Source organism: Flavobacterium cupriresistens (genome assembly GCF_020911925.1).
GTDB classification, from domain to species: domain Bacteria; phylum Bacteroidota; class Bacteroidia; order Flavobacteriales; family Flavobacteriaceae; genus Flavobacterium; species Flavobacterium cupriresistens.
The window spans coordinates 3950755-3969095 of record NZ_CP087134.1 but is presented as its reverse complement, the minus strand read 5'-3'; the positions used below and the strand labels follow the sequence as shown (position 1 = coordinate 3969095).

General features: G+C 36.3%; 14 protein-coding genes and 1 riboswitch. Of the genes, 12 read left to right on the top strand and 2 right to left on the bottom strand.

Annotated features, from left to right (window positions below):
* Positions 1-57: 57 nt before the first annotated feature.
* Together LNP23_RS16795 and LNP23_RS16790 are read right to left on the bottom strand one after the other, a co-directional pair.
* The gene (locus LNP23_RS16795; protein WP_230002065.1) at positions 58-1314 is read right to left on the bottom strand and encodes a mechanosensitive ion channel family protein; all 1257 of its coding nucleotides are present in this window, start codon (positions 1312-1314) and stop codon (positions 58-60) included.
* On the bottom strand, positions 1307-1594 hold the full coding sequence (locus LNP23_RS16790; RefSeq protein WP_047777466.1) for a DUF3817 domain-containing protein: 288 nt from the start codon (positions 1592-1594) through the stop codon (positions 1307-1309). Before LNP23_RS16790 ends, LNP23_RS16795 begins: the two co-directional genes overlap by 8 nt.
* A gap of 103 nt (positions 1595-1697) precedes the next feature.
* On the opposite strand from LNP23_RS16790, the gene LNP23_RS16785 reads away from it, so the two are divergent.
* From LNP23_RS16785 to LNP23_RS16730, 12 genes are all read left to right on the top strand, one after another.
* A complete protein-coding gene (locus LNP23_RS16785) occupies positions 1698-2231 on the top strand; it encodes a DUF6155 family protein (protein WP_230002064.1) in 534 nt (177 codons plus the stop codon).
* 108 nt (positions 2232-2339) lie between these two features.
* A complete protein-coding gene (locus LNP23_RS16780) occupies positions 2340-3878 on the top strand; it encodes a DEAD/DEAH box helicase (RefSeq protein ID WP_047777470.1) in 1539 nt (512 codons plus the stop codon).
* Between the two features lie 255 nt (positions 3879-4133).
* Positions 4134-5468 carry a DEAD/DEAH box helicase gene (locus LNP23_RS16775; RefSeq protein WP_047777471.1) on the top strand — a complete coding sequence of 445 codons (1335 nt, stop codon included), beginning with the start codon at positions 4134-4136 and terminating at the stop codon, positions 5466-5468.
* Between the two features lie 87 nt (positions 5469-5555).
* Positions 5556-6815 carry an NAD(P)/FAD-dependent oxidoreductase gene (locus LNP23_RS16770; protein WP_047777475.1) on the top strand — a complete coding sequence of 420 codons (1260 nt, stop codon included), beginning with the start codon at positions 5556-5558 and terminating at the stop codon, positions 6813-6815.
* 614 nt (positions 6816-7429) lie between these two features.
* Positions 7430-7635, top strand: a riboswitch (cobalamin riboswitch).
* Between the two features lie 117 nt (positions 7636-7752).
* Positions 7753-9801 carry a TonB-dependent receptor gene (locus LNP23_RS16765; protein ID WP_230002063.1) on the top strand — a complete coding sequence of 683 codons (2049 nt, stop codon included), beginning with the start codon at positions 7753-7755 and terminating at the stop codon, positions 9799-9801.
* Positions 9798-10943, top strand: a complete 1146-nt coding sequence (locus LNP23_RS16760) for a DUF5074 domain-containing protein (RefSeq protein ID WP_230002062.1) — start codon at positions 9798-9800, stop codon at positions 10941-10943. The genes LNP23_RS16765 and LNP23_RS16760 overlap by 4 nt, the downstream gene beginning before the upstream one ends.
* 12 nt (positions 10944-10955) lie before the next feature.
* Positions 10956-12242, top strand: a complete 1287-nt coding sequence (locus LNP23_RS16755; RefSeq protein ID WP_230002061.1) for a cell surface protein — start codon at positions 10956-10958, stop codon at positions 12240-12242.
* Between the two features lie 37 nt (positions 12243-12279).
* A complete protein-coding gene (locus tag LNP23_RS16750; RefSeq protein ID WP_230002060.1) occupies positions 12280-13527 on the top strand; it encodes a hypothetical protein in 1248 nt (415 codons plus the stop codon).
* Between the two features lie 4 nt (positions 13528-13531).
* Entirely contained in the window at positions 13532-14761 is a 1230-nt protein-coding gene (locus LNP23_RS16745) for a hypothetical protein (RefSeq protein ID WP_230002059.1), read from the top strand.
* Between the two features lie 77 nt (positions 14762-14838).
* On the top strand, positions 14839-15786 hold the full coding sequence (locus tag LNP23_RS16740; RefSeq protein ID WP_230002058.1) for a DUF4465 domain-containing protein: 948 nt from the start codon (positions 14839-14841) through the stop codon (positions 15784-15786).
* A 1258-nt stretch (positions 15787-17044) separates the two neighbouring features.
* Positions 17045-17539, top strand: coding sequence for an SRPBCC family protein (locus tag LNP23_RS16735; RefSeq protein ID WP_230002057.1), 495 nt, complete (start codon positions 17045-17047; stop codon positions 17537-17539).
* A 65-nt stretch (positions 17540-17604) separates the two neighbouring features.
* Complete coding sequence (locus LNP23_RS16730) at positions 17605-18240, top strand: MgtC/SapB family protein (protein WP_230002056.1); 636 nt, start codon at positions 17605-17607, stop codon at positions 18238-18240.
* The last annotated feature ends 101 nt before the right edge of the window (positions 18241-18341 follow it).

The window sequence follows — 18341 nt, the reverse complement described above, 5'->3', positions numbered from 1 at the left end:
TTTTTGACTCCAATTAATATGAACTTATATAACTTATATGGTTTAGAAAAAAAATATCTAATCGAGATGTCCTATCTTAGAAGGCAGTTCGAAGATTTCAAGGTCAAAATATTCTACAGAAGCCATGACGTGGTCAAAAATATCGGCCATGATGTATTCGTAATTGGCCCAACGTTTATCACTTGAGAAAGCGTATATCTCTAACGGAACACCGTGAGCAGTAGATTGCAATTGACGGCACATCATATGCATGTCTTTATTAAGTCCTGGATGCGTAATTAAATACTGCATGATGTATTTGCGAAACAATCCAAGATTCGTCATGTTTCGGCCGTTTAGCGCTAAAGTTTTGTCTATACCGCGTACATCATTGTATTTTTCAATTTCTGCCTGTCTGCTTTCGATATAAGGGCTAATCAGCTGTACTTTTTTCATCTGATTCAGATCTTCATCGTTCAGAAAACGAATGCTGCTGCTCTTTATTAAAACATGCCTTTTGATACGTCTTCCATCTGATTTTTGCATCCCGCGCCAGTTCTGAAAGGAATCGGAACTCAAAGCGTAGGTTGGAATTGTGGTTATGGTATTGTCGAAATTTCGAACTTTTACCGTTGTCAGGTTAATTTCAATAACATCACCATCAGCGCCAAATTTATCCATTGTAATCCAGTCACCAATTCGAACCATGTCGTTTATGGCTACCTGAACACTCGATACAAATCCTAAAATAGTATCTCTGAATATCAAGATGATAATCGCCGAAAGCGTCCCTAAGATAGTCAGTAATTCGCCTTGTTTTATTCCGAATAATTTCGAAATAATAATGGCAACACCAAAAATCCAAAGTACGATCATGATGACCTGAACAAAACTGTCAATTGGCTTGTCGCTGTATTCCGGTTTTTGCTTTAAATAATCGCGTAGGGAATTAAAAATGGTGCGAACGATCCATAGACCCAGCAAAACAATATAAACCCCAACAATTTTTCCAAAAATAGATTCCCAGTATTCGTATTTATCTAAGATTACGGGAACGGCTTTAAAAATGAAAAAAAACGGAATCAGATAAGCGGTATATCTCGTTGTTTTATTCTGAATTAAATAATCGTCAAATTTTGTTTTGGTACGTTGCGCAAAAACAGCTGTCAACGTTACCAAAAGAAACTTGGCGGCATAATAAATAATATAAGCCAGCACCACCAAGATGATGATATTAAAAATCAGGCTGACATAAGACGCAAAGTTGCGACTCATTCCCCAATCTCTAAAAACAGGATATAAAGAATTAAATATTTTATCCAAAAGTTTATGCATTGTGCTCTAAATATTTTTTTTCAATATAAAAAGTTCCAAAAGGAATTAAAGAAGCGATTAGAATGATGGCGAAAGTTTTTAAATCCCAGTTTTGAGATTTTTTCAATAAAAAGGCTAAGACAACATAAGCAATAAATAACACGCCATGTCCCATTCCGAAAGGGCGCACTATAGTGTGGTAGAGTTCCGGATTGTTTGTTTTAAGAAAAAGCATATTGGCTATTAATACTAAAAAAGAGATTCCTTCTAAAATTGCGGTAACTTTAAAAATCTTGAGCATGTATTTGTTTTTTGAGTTTATACAGGCAAAATTAAGTATTATCGTCGGCATTATGAGTATGAAACCCAAAAGTAATTTACTTTTACAATCTTAAACTTTGATAATGAGTAAACGTGATTTAAAAAAATACTTGGCAGAATTAAATAAAGAACAACTCGAAGAACAAATTATCGAATTGTATGAGAAATTCAGTCCCGTAAAAACCTATTATGATTTTGCTTTTAATCCAAAAGAAGATAAGCTTTTACAGGAGTGTAAGGTTAAGATTTCGCAGGAATATTTTCCGATAAAAAAGCCACAGGCCAAGAGGCGGCCAAAAGCAAAAATGCGTCGCTCTGTGGCACAGAAATACATCAAACATTTTATTTCACTGGGAGTTGATCCGTTTGTAATTGCAGATGTGATGCTGTATAATATTGAAATCGCACAAACTTATTCCGCTCAAAACCCGATCAAGCAGGAATTGTTTTTTAAAAGCATGTTGAATTCTTTTGAGCAGCTCGTGCATTTTACCATTTCTAATGGTATTTTGAGTGAATTTAAGACCAGAATCGTTTCTGTTTACCAAGAAACAATGCAACAAAAGTGGAAAAACAGCTACGAATTTGAGATACTTTTGGAGAAAATCGACCAATAAAAACACTTCCTATAAAAAATCTTATTAAAAAGAATCATTTATTTTAAGTTAAAATAAGATGAAAAACTGTTTTTTAGGTGTACTTTTGCAAAAATCCAAAAATTTACAATGTCTCAAAACACTTTAGAAATAGAAAGAGAAGAGAAAAAAGAACTTTATGCATACCAAAAAGGTGACATCGATGCCATTTTTGATCGTTTAGACAATGCTCCTACTCAACATCACTTATTATATCAATTACCGACCGGTGGAGGAAAAACAGTAATTTTTTCTGAAATCGTTCGTCGCTATTTGGCTAATAATGATAAAAAAGTAGTTGTTTTAACCCACCGTATCGAGCTTTGCAAACAGACTTCGAAAATGCTGAAAGGCTTTGGAGTTTCAAATAAAATCATCAATAGTAAAGTAAAAGAATTACCGGATCAGAACGATTTTTCTTGTTTTGTGGCAATGGTTGAGACTTTAAAAAACCGTATCAACGACGAGAAGCTACACCTTGACAACATTGGTTTGGTTATTATCGATGAGGCACACTACAACTCATTCCGTAAGTTATTAAACTCATTCAAAAACGCTTTTATTCTTGGAGTAACAGCAACTCCTTTGAGTTCGAATATAAAATTACCAATGCACCAAAGTTATAATGAACTTATTGTGGGTGATACCATTAGTTCATTGATTGACAAAGGATTTTTGGCGCGTGCTACCACATACAGTTATGATGTAGGCTTAACGTCGCTTAAAGTGGGTATTAATGGAGATTACACCGTAAAATCATCTGACGATTTATATACCAACACCATCATGCAGGAAAAACTCTTGCATGCTTATACAGAACGTTCGTTAGGAAAAAAGACCTTGATTTTCAATAATGGTATTCATACCTCATTGTATGTATATGAAACGTTTAGAGAAGCAGGTTACGACATCAGACACCTTGATAATACAAGTAGTTCTGAAGAACGTAAAGACATCTTACAATGGTTCAAAAAGACTCCGGACGCGATTTTAACATCGGTTGGAATCTTGACCACAGGTTTTGATGAGCCAACAGTTGAAACTATTATCTTAAACAGAGCAACAAAATCATTAACTTTATACTACCAGATGATTGGTCGTGGATCTCGTAAATTACCTGGTAAAGACGAGTTTACAGTAATCGATTTAGGTAATAATGCTGCTCGTTTTGGTTTATGGAGTGAGCCGGTAAACTGGCAACACATCTTTAAATCCCCTGAGTTTTACCTTGAAAACCTTCGTGATGATACGGAAATTGAATTGTATTTCAAATACAGCATGCCACCGGAATTACGCGCAAAATTCAGTAAAACTGCAGATGTAACTTTTGATGTTGATGAAGAGCACAAACTAATCATCAAGCAAAACTTACGTTCAAAAGTAGTATTAGACAAATCACTAGAGCAACACGCTTCAATGTGTGTAGACAATACAGAAACTTTGCAAGAAGCAAAATCTCTTGGTAAAGAATTAGATGACGATATCGATTGCCGTATCAAACGTTACGCAAAATGTCTAAGTCAATGTAGTAAAAACTACCGCGAATGGCTGGTTGACGATTACAAACTAAAAATGGTTCTGCTAATCGGTAAAAAATACCGCGAGAAAATCATGAACGAGCCGGACTGAGAGTAGCGAAAGTTTCTAAGTTTCAGGTTTCAAGTTTCAAGTTTCAGGTTGTCCCGCTGAGCGAAGTCGAAGCGAGCGCCCCTCAGTTGGAATTTGGAATTTAAAAAATTGGAATTTCATTCAAGAATAAACCATTAAGGTATTTAGAAAAATTAAGTTCAACGCTTAATGAAACTTAATCCCTTAATGGTTCAATAATTTAGAGACCAGAGGTAAATCCGGAATCTAAACTCATAAATTTAAAATAAAAAAAACATGTCTAAACCATTCTCAGAATTAGGAATTTCAGCGCCAATTTTAAAAGCGTTAAGCGAATTGAATATTGTTGAGCCAACAGAAATACAACAAAAAACGATTCCGCTTCTTTTGGCTGAAACTCACGATCTGGTAGGTTTAGCCAAAACCGGAACCGGAAAAACAGCAGCTTTTGGATTGCCATTATTGCAATTGATCGATACCACATCGCCAATTGTTCAGGCTGTTATTTTGGTGCCAACAAGAGAACTTGGACATCAGATTTTCAGAAATCTGGAAGATTTTGGAAAACACATTCCAAATCTTTCTATTGCAGCTACTTGTGGTGGAATCCCAATAAAACCACAAATGGAACGTCTTGCACAACCAACCCATATTGTTGTAGCAACTCCGGGACGTTTAATTGATTTGATTCAACGCAAAGCTGTTGACTTAAAACAAACAAAATTTTTGGTTTTAGATGAAGCGGACGAAATGGTCTCTATTCTAAAAGAAAGCTTAGACGAAATCATTGCCGAATTGCCTAAAAAACACCGTACTTTATTGTTCTCAGCTACTTTGCCCGGAACAATTAAGCAACTGGTTCAGAATTATTTACACAAAGATGTAGTTCAGGTTAGTGCCAATATGGAGACAATTGGTAATCAGGGAATTGATCACGAATACATAGTGGTTGATCCGATTGAAAAATTGGATGTACTAATGCACTTTTTGAATTCCAGAGAAGGGGAACGCGGAATTATTTTCTGTAAAACCAAAGCAGCAGTAAACAAACTGGCTAAAAATCTGGCTATAAACCGTTTTTCTTCAGGAGCACTTCACGGTAGTTTGTCACAAGGAATTCGTGATCGAATTATGGAGCAATTTCGTGAAGGACATATCAATATTTTGGTTGCTACAGATTTGGCTGCCAGAGGAATAGATGTAAAAGAAATCTCTTATGTAGTCAACTATCATTTACCGGATACTTACGAAGCTTACGTTCACAGAAGTGGAAGAACAGCCAGAGCAGGTGCAAAAGGACTTTCTTTAACCGTTCTGCAAGAGGAGGAAGTGGCTGAAATTGCTGAATTTGAAAAAGAATTGGATTTAAAATTCATTGAATTTAAAAAACCAACAGCAGTAAGTTTAGAGGAGAACAATACACTTCTTTGGGCAAAACAAATTTTCAAAACCAAACCGAATCATGATCTTTCTGCTGAATTAAAAACAAAAGTGAAAACTGTTTTTCATCATTTAACCAAAGAGGAGTTGATTGAAAAACTGTTAGCAAATTATGTTTTGCAGAACAAAATCGATGTAGTTGAAAAACCTGTTAAAAAATTCAAAAAGTAAGATATGTTGGCTTTGTAGCTGTTTAATTATATTGTACTTTTAAGGTGATTTTTAAAAGAAAATTATCTTATTCGTAAAACAATATATATGAAAATAGTCATTATTGGAGGTGGGTTTGCAGGTATAAATCTGGCGAAGGAACTTGTAAATCAACCTCAAATTCAAGTTACACTTGTAGACAAGAACAATTACAATTTTTTCCCACCACTAATATATCAGGTTGCAACCGCTTTTCTGGAACCTTCCAGCATTAGTTATCCCTATAGAAAGTTTTTTGCAGGCAAAAAGAACCTTCAATTTCGTTTAGGAGAACTGGTTTCTGTAGTTCCTGCAGAGAATAAAGTAATCTTAAACAATGGCGAATTGAGCTACGATTATCTGGTTTTTGCCACAGGAGCAGAAACTAGTTATTTTGGCATGGAAAACGTGATGAAAAACGCCATTCCGATGAAAACCTTAAATGATGCCATCGAAATGCGAAATACGTTGCTTAAAAACCTCGAAAAAGCCGCTATAACCAAAGATATTCGCAAACGCCGTAAATTACTAACGATTGTGGTAGCCGGTGGAGGACCTACCGGAGTGGAAGTTTCAGGAATGTTTGCTGAAATGCGTAAAAATATATTACTCAAAGAATATCCGGAATTAGAAACATCTGCCAGCAATGTCTATTTAGTAGACGGAGGAGATGCTTTACTGGCTCCAATGAGTGTAGCTTCACAAAAAGATACTTTAGAAGCGTTAACCAAACTGGGAGTTGTAGTAAAACTAAACAGCCGTGTTACCGATTATATTAATGATACCGTTCATTTTGCTAACGGAGAAACGATTCAGACCAAAAATCTAATTTGGGCAGCCGGTGTTTCGGCTAAACTTTTTGAGGGTATTCCAACAGAAAGTTATGGTCGTGGCAGACGTATGGCAACGGATCAATACAATAAAGTGAATGGTCTTGAAAATGTATATGCCATTGGCGATACTGCTATTTTAGCCGGAGATCAAAAATTCCCCGACGGGCATCCTCAGGTAGCTCAGGTTGCCATTCAACAAGGGTTAAATCTGGCTAAGAATTTTAAAGCGATGGTTCACAACAAACCTCTTAAAGCTTTTACTTACAACGATAAAGGCTCGATGGCTATTATAGGGAAAAATAAAGCGGTAGTAGATTTACCAAGTCCAAAATGGCATTTTAAAGGATTTTTCGCCTGGATTATTTGGTTGTTTATACACTTAATATCGTTGATTACTTATAGAAACAGACTGAATACGTTCTGGAACTGGATGGTGGCTTATTTTGCACGAGATCAGTCTTTGAGAATGATTATCAGACCGGATAAGAGGAGTTAAAATTTAATATTTGAAATTCCAAATTCCAAACGCTAATTTGTTTTTTTTTGTCATTTCGAATTTAGAGGCATTATGTTTAAAAGATAGGCGATTTCGGGAATAAGCCTTCGACTTCGCTCAGGGTGACATTTGGGAGAAGTATGGAACTTGGAATTTTAGTATTGGAATTTCAGCCCCTTTTTTTGTCATTTCGACAAAGGAGAAATCACACACGTAACTCGACAAAGATTTTCCTTTCTTAAGCGAAAATACTATTGTGATTTCTCGTACCTAGAAATGAATAGTCTGAATTCCAAATTCCAAACGCTAATTTGTTTTTTTCGTCATTTCGACGAAGGAGAAATTACATCCAATATTCCATACAGTGCGTGCTCAGCGTGTGTGATTTCTCCTTCGTCGAAATGACAATAATGTGAATTCCAAATTCCAAAAATTTAAAAAGCCGGAAACTTACGTTTTCGGCTTTTTGGTTTTATTTTTTTTTGTTGTTTTCTACTTATTTGGATTCAATAAGATACCAGTAATTAAAAGTCTTTTCACTCGGAAGATGTTTTTATTTTATTAGGGTAAGAGCAATTGTATTAAATAGTTCTTAATATTATAAAGATAATTGTATATTTGCCGCAGATTTTGGTCTATTTTTCTAAGTTTTTTTAGAGAATAGTTAAAAGGGAATCAGGTGTAAATCCTGAGCAGACCCGCTACTGTAAGTTCTATATAAGTCTTTAAACGTTTCTAATGCCACTGTTTGCTACAGCGATGGGAAGGCTGATTTAAAGATAGAATAAGTCAGGAGACCTGCCATAATCACATAGTTTAAGACTTTCGTGGTATAAAGTTGAAGAACAAGAATATTCCCTGCTATTTTTATAGTCGGAATGTGTCTTATTGCTTCTTGTTATTTACATCTCTGAAAGTTTATTTAATAAAATCAGTGATGCATAATACCACAAAAACGCTTGTATTCTTTTTTATTGTATTGATCCCGTTTTTACCTCAAGCTCAGGTAAAAAAGGACAGTTTACGGGTTTTAAAGGAGGTAATCTTAAAATCAAAACCCTATCAGGAGGTAATTCCCGTACAAACGCTTTCAGGGAAATTACTCGAAAACCTGGCCAGTCATAACGTTGCCGACGCACTACGGTATTTTGCAGGAACCCAAATCAAAGACTATGGCGGACTTGGTGGCCTTAAAACGGTTGATGTACGTAATATGGGAACCCATCATGTAGGTGTTTTTTATGACGGAATTCAACTGGGTAATGCACAAAACGGAGTTACAGATTTAGGGAAATATTCCTTAGACGACATGGAATCTTTAACCATGTACAACGGACAAAAAAGCGAAATATTTCAATCTGCCAAAGACTTTGCTGCGGCTTCTACGATTTACTTAAGAACGAAACGACCTGTTTTTGAAGGCACAAAAAAAACGAATCTTTTAGTACGTTACAAAACGATGTCTATCAACTATATCAATCCTTCATTCCGATGGGAACAGAAGTTGAGCGATAAAGTAAGCATGAGTGTAAGTTCGGAATACATCAAGTCTAATGGGCAGTACAAATACAGATACACCAGAAACAATCAGGATGGTTCTTTGGCTTATGATACTACAGCGACCCGAATGAACAGTGATATTGAAGCTTTAAGAGTAGAATCAGGGCTTTACGGGAAAATAAATAAAGGTTCCTGGGATGCCAAGGTGTATTATTACGATTCAGATAGGGGAGCACCGGGAGCTATTGTGGCGAATAAGTTCAAAGACGGTTTCAGGCAATATGATAAGAATTTTTTCGCTCAGGCTTTCTTAGTGAAAGAAGTTAGCGAGAAGTATAAATTTCAGGCCAGAGCAAAATACGGCTACGATTACACACATTATGTTGCTCGAGATACGACCAAAATTTTAGGAGAAACAGTAACCGAAGGCGCCCAATCCGACGATAGTTACTACCAACAGGAAATCTATTTCTCCGCTGTTAATATGTACAGTATAACGCCAACGTGGGATGTGTCATTATCCACAGATTTGCAATACAACCGATTAAATGCAACAAGAAAAGGAATCCAAACCTTATTTTCTTATCCACAACGTTATACGGCCTTAGTTTCTCTTGCCAGTTCGTACCGACTTGGAGGACTTAAAGTCTTGGGAAGTCTTGTAGGCACGCATGTACAAGAAGAGGTCCGCTACAATGCAAAAGCTCCGGATAAAACAGAAGTAACACCTGCGTTGTTTTTGGGTTACACTCCATTTAAAGGACATGATTTTAATCTAAGAGCGTTTGCAAAACGTATTTTCAGAATGCCCACTTTTAATGATTTGTATTACACCATGGTTGGCTCCAGTACTTTGAGACCGGAATATATGAACCAGTACGACCTTGGTTTTACCTACAATTTGCCTGTAGGGAAAGGTTTTTTTGATGCCTTTTCGATTCAGGTTGACGGTTATTATACCAATACCAAAGATAAGATCGTAGCAGCACCAACCGGAAATTTATTCCGCTGGATGATGACCAATATCGGACAAGTTAAAGGAAAAGGAGTCGAATCTGTTCTGAATATGGGAACTCATTTTAACAAACTAAACTTAGTCGCCAATCTGACTTATACCTATTCTGAAAGCAGAGATTATACAAAATTCGCAGGCTTAGAAATTTCATCTTACGGAGACCAAATCCCCTATACGCCTTGGCACAGCGGATCGGGAATACTAAACGCCAACTACGAATCATGGAACTTCAACTACAGTTATATCTATGTAGGGAAACGTTTTAATGGAAACGTAAACAACATAAAGGTTAATGAAGTACAGCCTTGGTACACCCACGATTTTTCGGTACAGAAAGCTTTCGCAGTTAAAAATTATAAAATTAAAGGAACTGTAGAAGTTAACAATGCATTCAATCAACACTATGAGGTGATCTACAATTACCCTATGCCGGGTCGTACGTTTAAATTTATAATAAGTATTGCGCTATGAAAAAGAACCTTTCAAAAATACTGCTAAGTTTATTTATCGCTCTTGCTTTTACTTCCTGCAGAGAAGACGAAACCATTTTTCTATCCTCAGACAAAAATGTTGCCGCACCAAGAAATGACGGAAAAATAGAAGGTTTTTACCTCCTTAACGAAGGTAATATGGGGATGAACAGGGCCAGTATAGACATCTTTAATTACAGGACCGGAAACTATACAACCGATATTTATTCTGAACGCAATCCGACAGTTGTAAAAGAGTTAGGAGACGTAGGTAATGATATAAAAATATACGGGAACAAGGTTTACGCCGTGATAAACTGCTCGAACAAAATAGAAGTAATAGACAAGTGGACAGCAAAACGAATCAAAAAAATTGATGTCCCCAATTGCCGTTATATGGCTTTCTACAAAAATAAGGCTTATGTGAGTTCCTACTCAGGCCCCGTAGCTATTGATCCCAATGCCGAAATTGGCTTTGTAGCCGAGATCGACACTACGACATTAGAAATAAAAAGAAAAGTAAAAGTGGGCTATCAACCGGAACAAATGGTCGTACACAATGGCAAATTGTATGTAGCAAATTCAGGAGGTTACCGTGTACCTAATTACGACAGAACTGTATCTGTAATTGATCTGGAAACCTTTACTGAGGTCAAAAAAATAGACGTGGGTATAAATCTCTTTAGTATGCAAATAGACAGTCGTGGTGATATTTATGTGAGTTCCCGCGGTGACTATTATGATACACCTTCAAACCTTTTTGTTATCGACACCAAAACTGACGAGAAAAAAATGCAATTGGACTTTCCGGTTTCCGGAATGTGTATCGTCGATGATTTGCTCTATTTCTATGGTGTTTCATGGAGTTATCTCACGAATAGTAATAAGGTAAGTTATGGCATATTAGACACGAGAACTAAAAAGATCATCAGCAATCAGATCATCACAGACGGAACAGAGAAACAGATTATGATTCCGTATGGGCTTCAGGTAAATCCGGAAACCAAAGAAATATACATTTCAGACGCTCAGAATTATGTGGTGACAGGCTACATCTATTGTTTCACGCCTGAAGGCAAATTAAAATGGAAAACAACAGCAGGAAATATTCCCGCGCATATTGCTTTTATATTAAAAAACTAAAACAACCAAATTATGTTAAAAATAGCTTTAAAACAGTTCCGATTGGTGTTGCTTTTGCCGGCAGTATTGTTGCTTGTAAATTGTTCCGGTGGTGACGAAAGTAAAGAGAACGGGAATACAGGACAAGATGATTCCGGGTATAGCGTACAAAGGGCTGCAATAGTAACGGTAACTTCTAAAGGGATCGTAAGCACAGAAGCCACCTATAGTTGGAGCGTAACCACAGCACCATCAGAAAATTATTCTTTAGCTAACGCAACTGCAAAAGAAGCCTTATTTGCAGCAACAGAAACGGGTACTTACGAATTAACAGTAACTATAAACGATAAAGGGAATGTACAGACCCAAAAAGCGAAAGTAAATGTAAGTAAAGAAACCAAAGAACTTAAAACGTACATCGCCAAAGTATTTGATTTCAAACCCGCTCCGGGACAATTCATAAATGATTTACCAGCCGCCAATGACGGAGAACCTTTTGAAAAGATCCTGAGCAGAGCCAATAGTTATCTGGCTAAGAAAAATGGAGACTTGCTTTCGCTGGGTGCCTTTGGAGGTTACATTGTTTTCGGCTTTGACCATACTATTGTGAACATAAAAGGCAAACGTGATTTTAGAGTATTAGGAAATGCATTTTGGGCAGAAGCGAATCCAAAACCAGACGCTACTATGCGCGGAGGAAGCAGTGAAGCTGGCGTAATAATGGTTTCTTATGATAAAAACAAAAATGGTCTTCCTGACGACGAATGGTACGAAATAGAAGGAGCAGGTCATAAATTGGAGAAAGCGATTCACAATTACGAAATCACGTATTTCAGACCTGATCCAAACAAAATACCAGTTCCGGGTGGTACAACAGGAAGTGTAGGATTTGTAGATATGGAATACATCTACTGGAAAGACAATCAGGGAAAAAACGGGTATCTAGTGCAAAATAATGCTTATAATCATTCTTTAGATTACTGGCCAAAATGGCTTAGAAATCAGGAGTCGATCACTTTTAAAGGCACCAGATTACCGGATAATGCCGTTGATGAAAGTGGTAAAGGAAGTTACTTCGTGCAATATGCCTTTTTATACGGCTACGCAGATAATGCTCCAAACAACGACAATGATTCCGGAATTGATATTGACTGGGCAATCGATAAAGACGGAAAGAAACTTCATCTTCCAGGGATAGATTTTGTGAAAGTATACAACGGTCTTAACCAACAAGCCGGATGGTTAGGCGAAACTTCGACAGAAATAATGGGTGCCACAGATTTGCATCTTTTGGGTGAAAATATCGCAACCAGACCTTAAACAAAGAATATAAACCAAAATTATTATATCAGAAATTATGAAAAAAAATGTTAGCCATTTATTGTTGCTTGCCTTTGCCTTCTTGTGCATAGGATGCAGTAACGATAATGACAAAGCTGAAGCAGAGGTTGCAAACCCAATAGCAATTACACTTCAGGATAAGTATGAAGTAGCCGCGTTTAATGTTTTAGATATTACAGCTTCCGCTAAAGGCAGTGCTCCGACTTATGAATGGGTAATGACAAAAAATCCAGTCAATCAAAAGACAGATTCTATCGTTGGAAATACAAAAGACTTAAGATTTATTGCCATATACGCTGGGGCATATGAATTTACTCTAAACGTAAAAGAAGCAGATAAAAAAGCAAGTAAAAAAACGATTGTAAACGTAACCAATGAAGTTAAAAATTACAATCCTTATATAACTGCTATTTATGATTTTAATCCTGCACCGGGCATGTTTGCCAATGATTTGTATACGACCGGATTCACTAAAGCTGACGTAATGAAAATTGCCTTGGGAAGGATAAACGAAACCAGTGTTGGTTATCCGATTGATTTAGGTGGATTTGGAGGATCGATTACAGTTGGATTTGACCATACAGTTGTAAATGTTCCGGGACAAAAAGATTTTAGAGTTTACGGAGGTGTTTTAACCGATAAAGGAAATCCACCAGCACCCGGACTTATTTATATCGCTTATGATAAAAACAAAAATGGAAAACCGGACGAGGACGAATGGTTTGAAATTGCAGGAAGCAGTCATGCTAAGGAAACTACCATCAAGAATTTTAAAATTACTTACCATAGACCGGCAGCAGGCAAACCTGTAGTTGTAAGTGGTCCGAATGATCCTTTTTCAGATCGTGAACATTTATTCTGTGAGAACAATCAGAACGAATCGTATTACCTGCCAAGAGCCAAAACTAAAAAAGAATACTACCCAAGCTGGATTGCCGAAGGAACGACTGTTTTTGAAGGAATTAGATTGAATGTTGATTTCAAACCGGTACGTCCTACACAGACTACTTTATGGAATTTCACAGCTCCTGAGTGGGGTTATGTGAATGCAATAAACCCGGATATAGACATTGATTGGGCAGTTGATAAAAAAGGAAATAAAGTAAATCTTCCCGGTATAGATTTTATAAAAGTAGTGAACTGTGTGAGTGAACCAATGGGATTATGCATTCAACAGTCTTCTATGGCGACTAAATTTTCTGGAGCAGGAGATCTTCATTTATTAAAAAAATACAACCTAAAAAGAGTAAAAGAAAAAGAATAAGGATATGAAAAAGTATATAAAATATAGTTTGTATGTGTTGGCTTTCAATGCTTTTTTCGGCTGTAGTTCCGACGACCCAAAAGAGGATCCTGTAAGTATTGATCCAAAACCAGCTGTGGATCCCACCATCAAATTAAGCTTAAAAGCAGATTACACCGTAGAAAGATACAAAGCAGTAGAGGTAAATCCCGAAGTTGTAATCGAAAACGGTAGTGGACTCACTCCGCAATACAAATGGACCTTAAAGGTAACCGATAAAGCCGGAGCGACTAAAGATTCGGTTATCGGTGATGCGAAAATTTTACATTTTATAGCTCCTTTAGCAAACAACTACACCGTAGATTTCACAGTAACGGTAGATAAAGTAGTCAAACAAGCTTCGACTAAAGTTACGGTTTCGGAAACGGGTAAAACTTACAATTCAAAAGCATTAACGCTTCTGGATTATTTGCCTTCTCCACACTATGGCATGGATAATTATGAATTTGCAACAAAGGCAGAAGTTTTAGAAAGAGTTCGCGAAGAACTTATGGAAGAAAGCATGATCCCCCTGGGTACTTTTGGTGGTTCTATTAGTGTTGGTTTTGACCATACGGTAATTAATACCTACGGAAAACGTGACTTCACAATTAGAATGAACAGCAGTTCAACTGTAAAATTTACTCCTGTTAGCGTATACGTTGCCTACGATGCTAATAAAAACGGACTCGCTGACGATAATGAATGGTATGAAATTGCAGGAAGTGAATACCGCAAATCTTCAACCGTTAAGAATTACGAAGTAACCTACCACAGACCTAATCCGGATAAAGTACCTGTAGCAGGCGCTTTAGACTGGCAATTTGACAAAGAGTATCTTAAGTGGAACGACAATAAGAGCGCCAACGGCTTTATCACAAAAACAGCAAGAGGGGAGTATAACAATTACTATCCGCAATGGATGGGAGATTCTTATACGGTAAAAGGTACAAAAGTGTCTTTGCCTGTAAAAGATGTAAGTGACGGTTCAGGAAAAGCATTTAATGTAGGCACTTTTGAGTGGGGGTACGGCGGAATTAAAGACCCTTCAATTGATATTAGCTGGGCTGTTGACAGCAACGGAAACAAAGTGCATTTACCGGGAGTCGATTTTGTAAAAGTGTATGTGCCGACATTAATAGAAATCGGAGCTTCAGATTTACTGACCAATTTCTTTAAAGAAGTGGAAGATTTGAATTTTACAACAGGCAAATAATTTAAAGAGCTCCCTATTTTAAAAAAAAAGATTTCAATACAATTAACCATGAATATTAACCTTAATTTTTATAAATAATGAAAAAAGTAGTTTATTTTTTGACCGTAGGATTGCTTTTAGGGCTTTCGTCTTGTAACAATGAAGACGATGCCTTAATGAATGACAGCTCAAGTGCTGTAAAATACAATACAAGTGTAACAGGAAAGAAAGCGGTTACAGATCCTGCAATAGGAACCACAACCACTCTTAATCTTACAAGTGCCTTATTAACCAACGGTACAACAACAAGCGGTGGTAAATACTGGGAGAATACGTATGTGTCTAACACCAAACTTACTGTAGACATCTTTACATTTGCTCACACTGCCGTATCATCAGGATATAATTACTGGGATGGATTTATCGTGTCAAACGTAAATAATATTACCAATTTCGGATCAGGTGCAGGTTCAGGCGGATCTAACGGATGGGTAGCGAATCAATGGGGAACTATGGCAGGAAGTGGTTCAGGAACTGCTGGTACAATTGCTGCAGGAACTCCGGGAACAACAGGAGATCCATTTATTTTAGCGTACTGGTCTAGTTATACAGATCCTAAAAATCCGGCAGGTACTACTTTTAGTGAAGCTAATTTCTCTAACTGGATTAAAATTGGTAACACAGCATCATACCAGGTGAAAGGACTAAAAGTAAACATGCACCCATGGCCTTACTACGGTTGTCTGTACGGAGATGGTTTCGCAAGAGCTTTTGCATCAGGAGATCATTTTGAATTGTTAATCTATGGAGTTAACGCAAGCGGAGTGGTGACAAGCCCAATCGTACGCTCATTAGCTGATTATACTGGAGGATCTTTAGTAATGCCAACAGGTTGGATCAATGTAAGTACATCAGATCTTCAAAGTTTAGGGAATGTTAAATACCTTGTTTTCCAAATGGCTTCAACTGACTCTGATTTAGTGTATGGAATGAATACAGCAGCTTATTTCTGCTTAGACAAACTTTCTGTAAAACGTGTGAACTAAGAAACACATCGTTTTTATTGCAAAAACCATTTCAAGATTTTATTTTGAAATGGTTTTTTGTTTTTAAACAATTCTCAGATTGCATTTGAGAATTAGTAAACATCTTTGGCCTTTTTTTTGTTTTTGCCACAGATTTCACAGATCAAATAGATTTCATTATATCATCCAGAGTGAACATTGAATAGTATAATTAATTGAAGTTGTAGTTAATTATTCTTATTTGAATCTGTTACCATTTGAATTGCCTCCTGCTTTAGCTGGAGGTAAATGATTTAGGGGTTAGAGTTGGCTTTAGCCGAAAGAAACACAGTATATTTTGGCTAAAGATATTTAATGTTTGATTTTAACTATATTTCTTAGGAGAAAAGACAATGTCATTTTGTTGAGATAATTTTTCACGCAGATTCTGCAGATTTTGCAGATTTTTTATTCATTTCACCTGCGCTAGAATCTGCGCGAGACTTTTTTTGATGATTCTTAACGTTCTCCTATTTTGTCTATGAATAAGCAAACAATAAAAAAATCCATTTAATCTGTGAAATCTGTGGCCATTTTTTTTTGTTTCTGCCACAGATTTCACAGATTAAATGGATTTCATTCTATCATCCAGAGTGAAATCGAATAGTATAATTAATTGAAGTTGTAGTTAATTATTCTTACTTGAATCTGTTACCATTTGAATTGCCTCCTGCTTTAGCTGGAGGTAAATGATTTAGGGGGTTAGAGTTGGCTTTAGCCGAAAGAGACAAAGTATATTTTGGCTAAAGTTATTTAATGTTTGATCTTAACGATATTCCTCAGGACAAAAGACAATGTCATTTAGTTGAGATACTTTTTCACGCAGATTTTGCAGATTTTGCGGATTTTTTTATGCTATTCGACTAAAATCTACGTGAGATTTTTTTTTGATATTTCTTAATGTTCACCTGTTCTGTCAATAAATCAGCAAACAGTAAAAAAAATCCTTTTAATCTGTGACTCGAGCAATAGCGAAAAAGCGAAGCAAATCTGTGGCAAAAAATAATTGGTGCCAATTCGTGAAATTGGTGGCAAAAGATTTATATTTTTCAAATTACACCATGCCTGTATTTCAATAAAAAACTTTATTTTTAATTTATATTTTGTAAGACAACTATTTGATATATGCACATATAAGTTTTAAATCTTAGTAGCGTTAAGATTTTTATACATGGAGTTTTAAGTATTGTTTTATAAAAGCGAAAAAAAAATATTAACTAAACTAAAACTATTTTTAGATATGGAAAATTTTGATTGGACATCCTTTACAAAAAAAATTGCAATCAAGGCAGATCTCGCTACGATTTATAATGCTTGGACTAAGTCCGGTGAATTGGAAAAATGGTTTCTCAAAGAAGCTGATTTTTTTAATGCAGCTGATGAAACAATAGATAAAAACAGCAATGCCTCTCAAGGAAACGGGTACGAATGGTTGTGGTATCTTTATGATGATAATATGAAAGGAACCCTAAAATCAGTTAATGGAAAAGACCAATTGCAATTTACTTTTGAAGGAAAATGTTTGGTAGATGTTAATTTGAGTGAATTTAACGGCTATACCATAGTCGAATTAAAACAACACAACATTCCAACGGATGATTCTTCTAAGAAATTTATCAGATTAGGCTGTTCAAATGGTTGGCATTTTTACTTGTGTAACCTGAAATCAGTTTACGAAGGCGGTCTGGATTTACGTAATAAAGATGCCGATTTGAATCCGATGATTAACAATTAGGATCGATTTTGGTTGTACCCTATGTGAAATACATTTTTTAATTATGTACCACTAAAAGATAAAAAATGATTTTTGATATTGAGATTTTAATTCGCTTTTTTCTCGCTCTGTTATGGGGTGGACTTGTAGGCGCTGAACGGGAGTATCACGGTAAAGTGGCTGGATTTCGCACAACGATTATGATTTCGTTTGGAGCCTGTTTTTTCACCATCATGTCAATTGCTATTGGAGGTTCAGGAAACCCCGATCGCATCGCATCAAATATCGTGACCGGTATTGGATTTTTAGGGGCAGGAGTGATCTTTCGCGGAAACAATCGCATTAGCGGAATCACTACCGCAGCCACCATTTGGACTGTAGCTGCTGTGGGAATGGGAATAGGAGCAGGCTACTATTTTGCCTCAGCTTGCGCAAGTTTGTCTATTTTATTTATACTGGCCGTATTGCCTTCTTTACAAAAACGAATAGACCGTCTTAATCAATCGCGTAGCTTTTATATTCGCAGTAATAGAGAATCGAATGCTCTTGCGCTTTGTGAATCAGAAATGAAAGCGCTTAAAATTAAATACAAATTGGTACGTCAGGTTCGGGATGGCGAAAAAATACATTTAACCTGGATGTTACATGGGAAAGCAGAAAATCTGACTGCTTTTTTTGACGGTATGTTTAAGGCAGAGTATATCGATTTTATGGAATCTTAAAGGATTGTACGATTTATACTTACGAGGATTTTTTAAAGATTTATCAGAGTAAAATCAGAGCAACATTAAAATAACATTAGAAGATAATTAGAACAAGATTA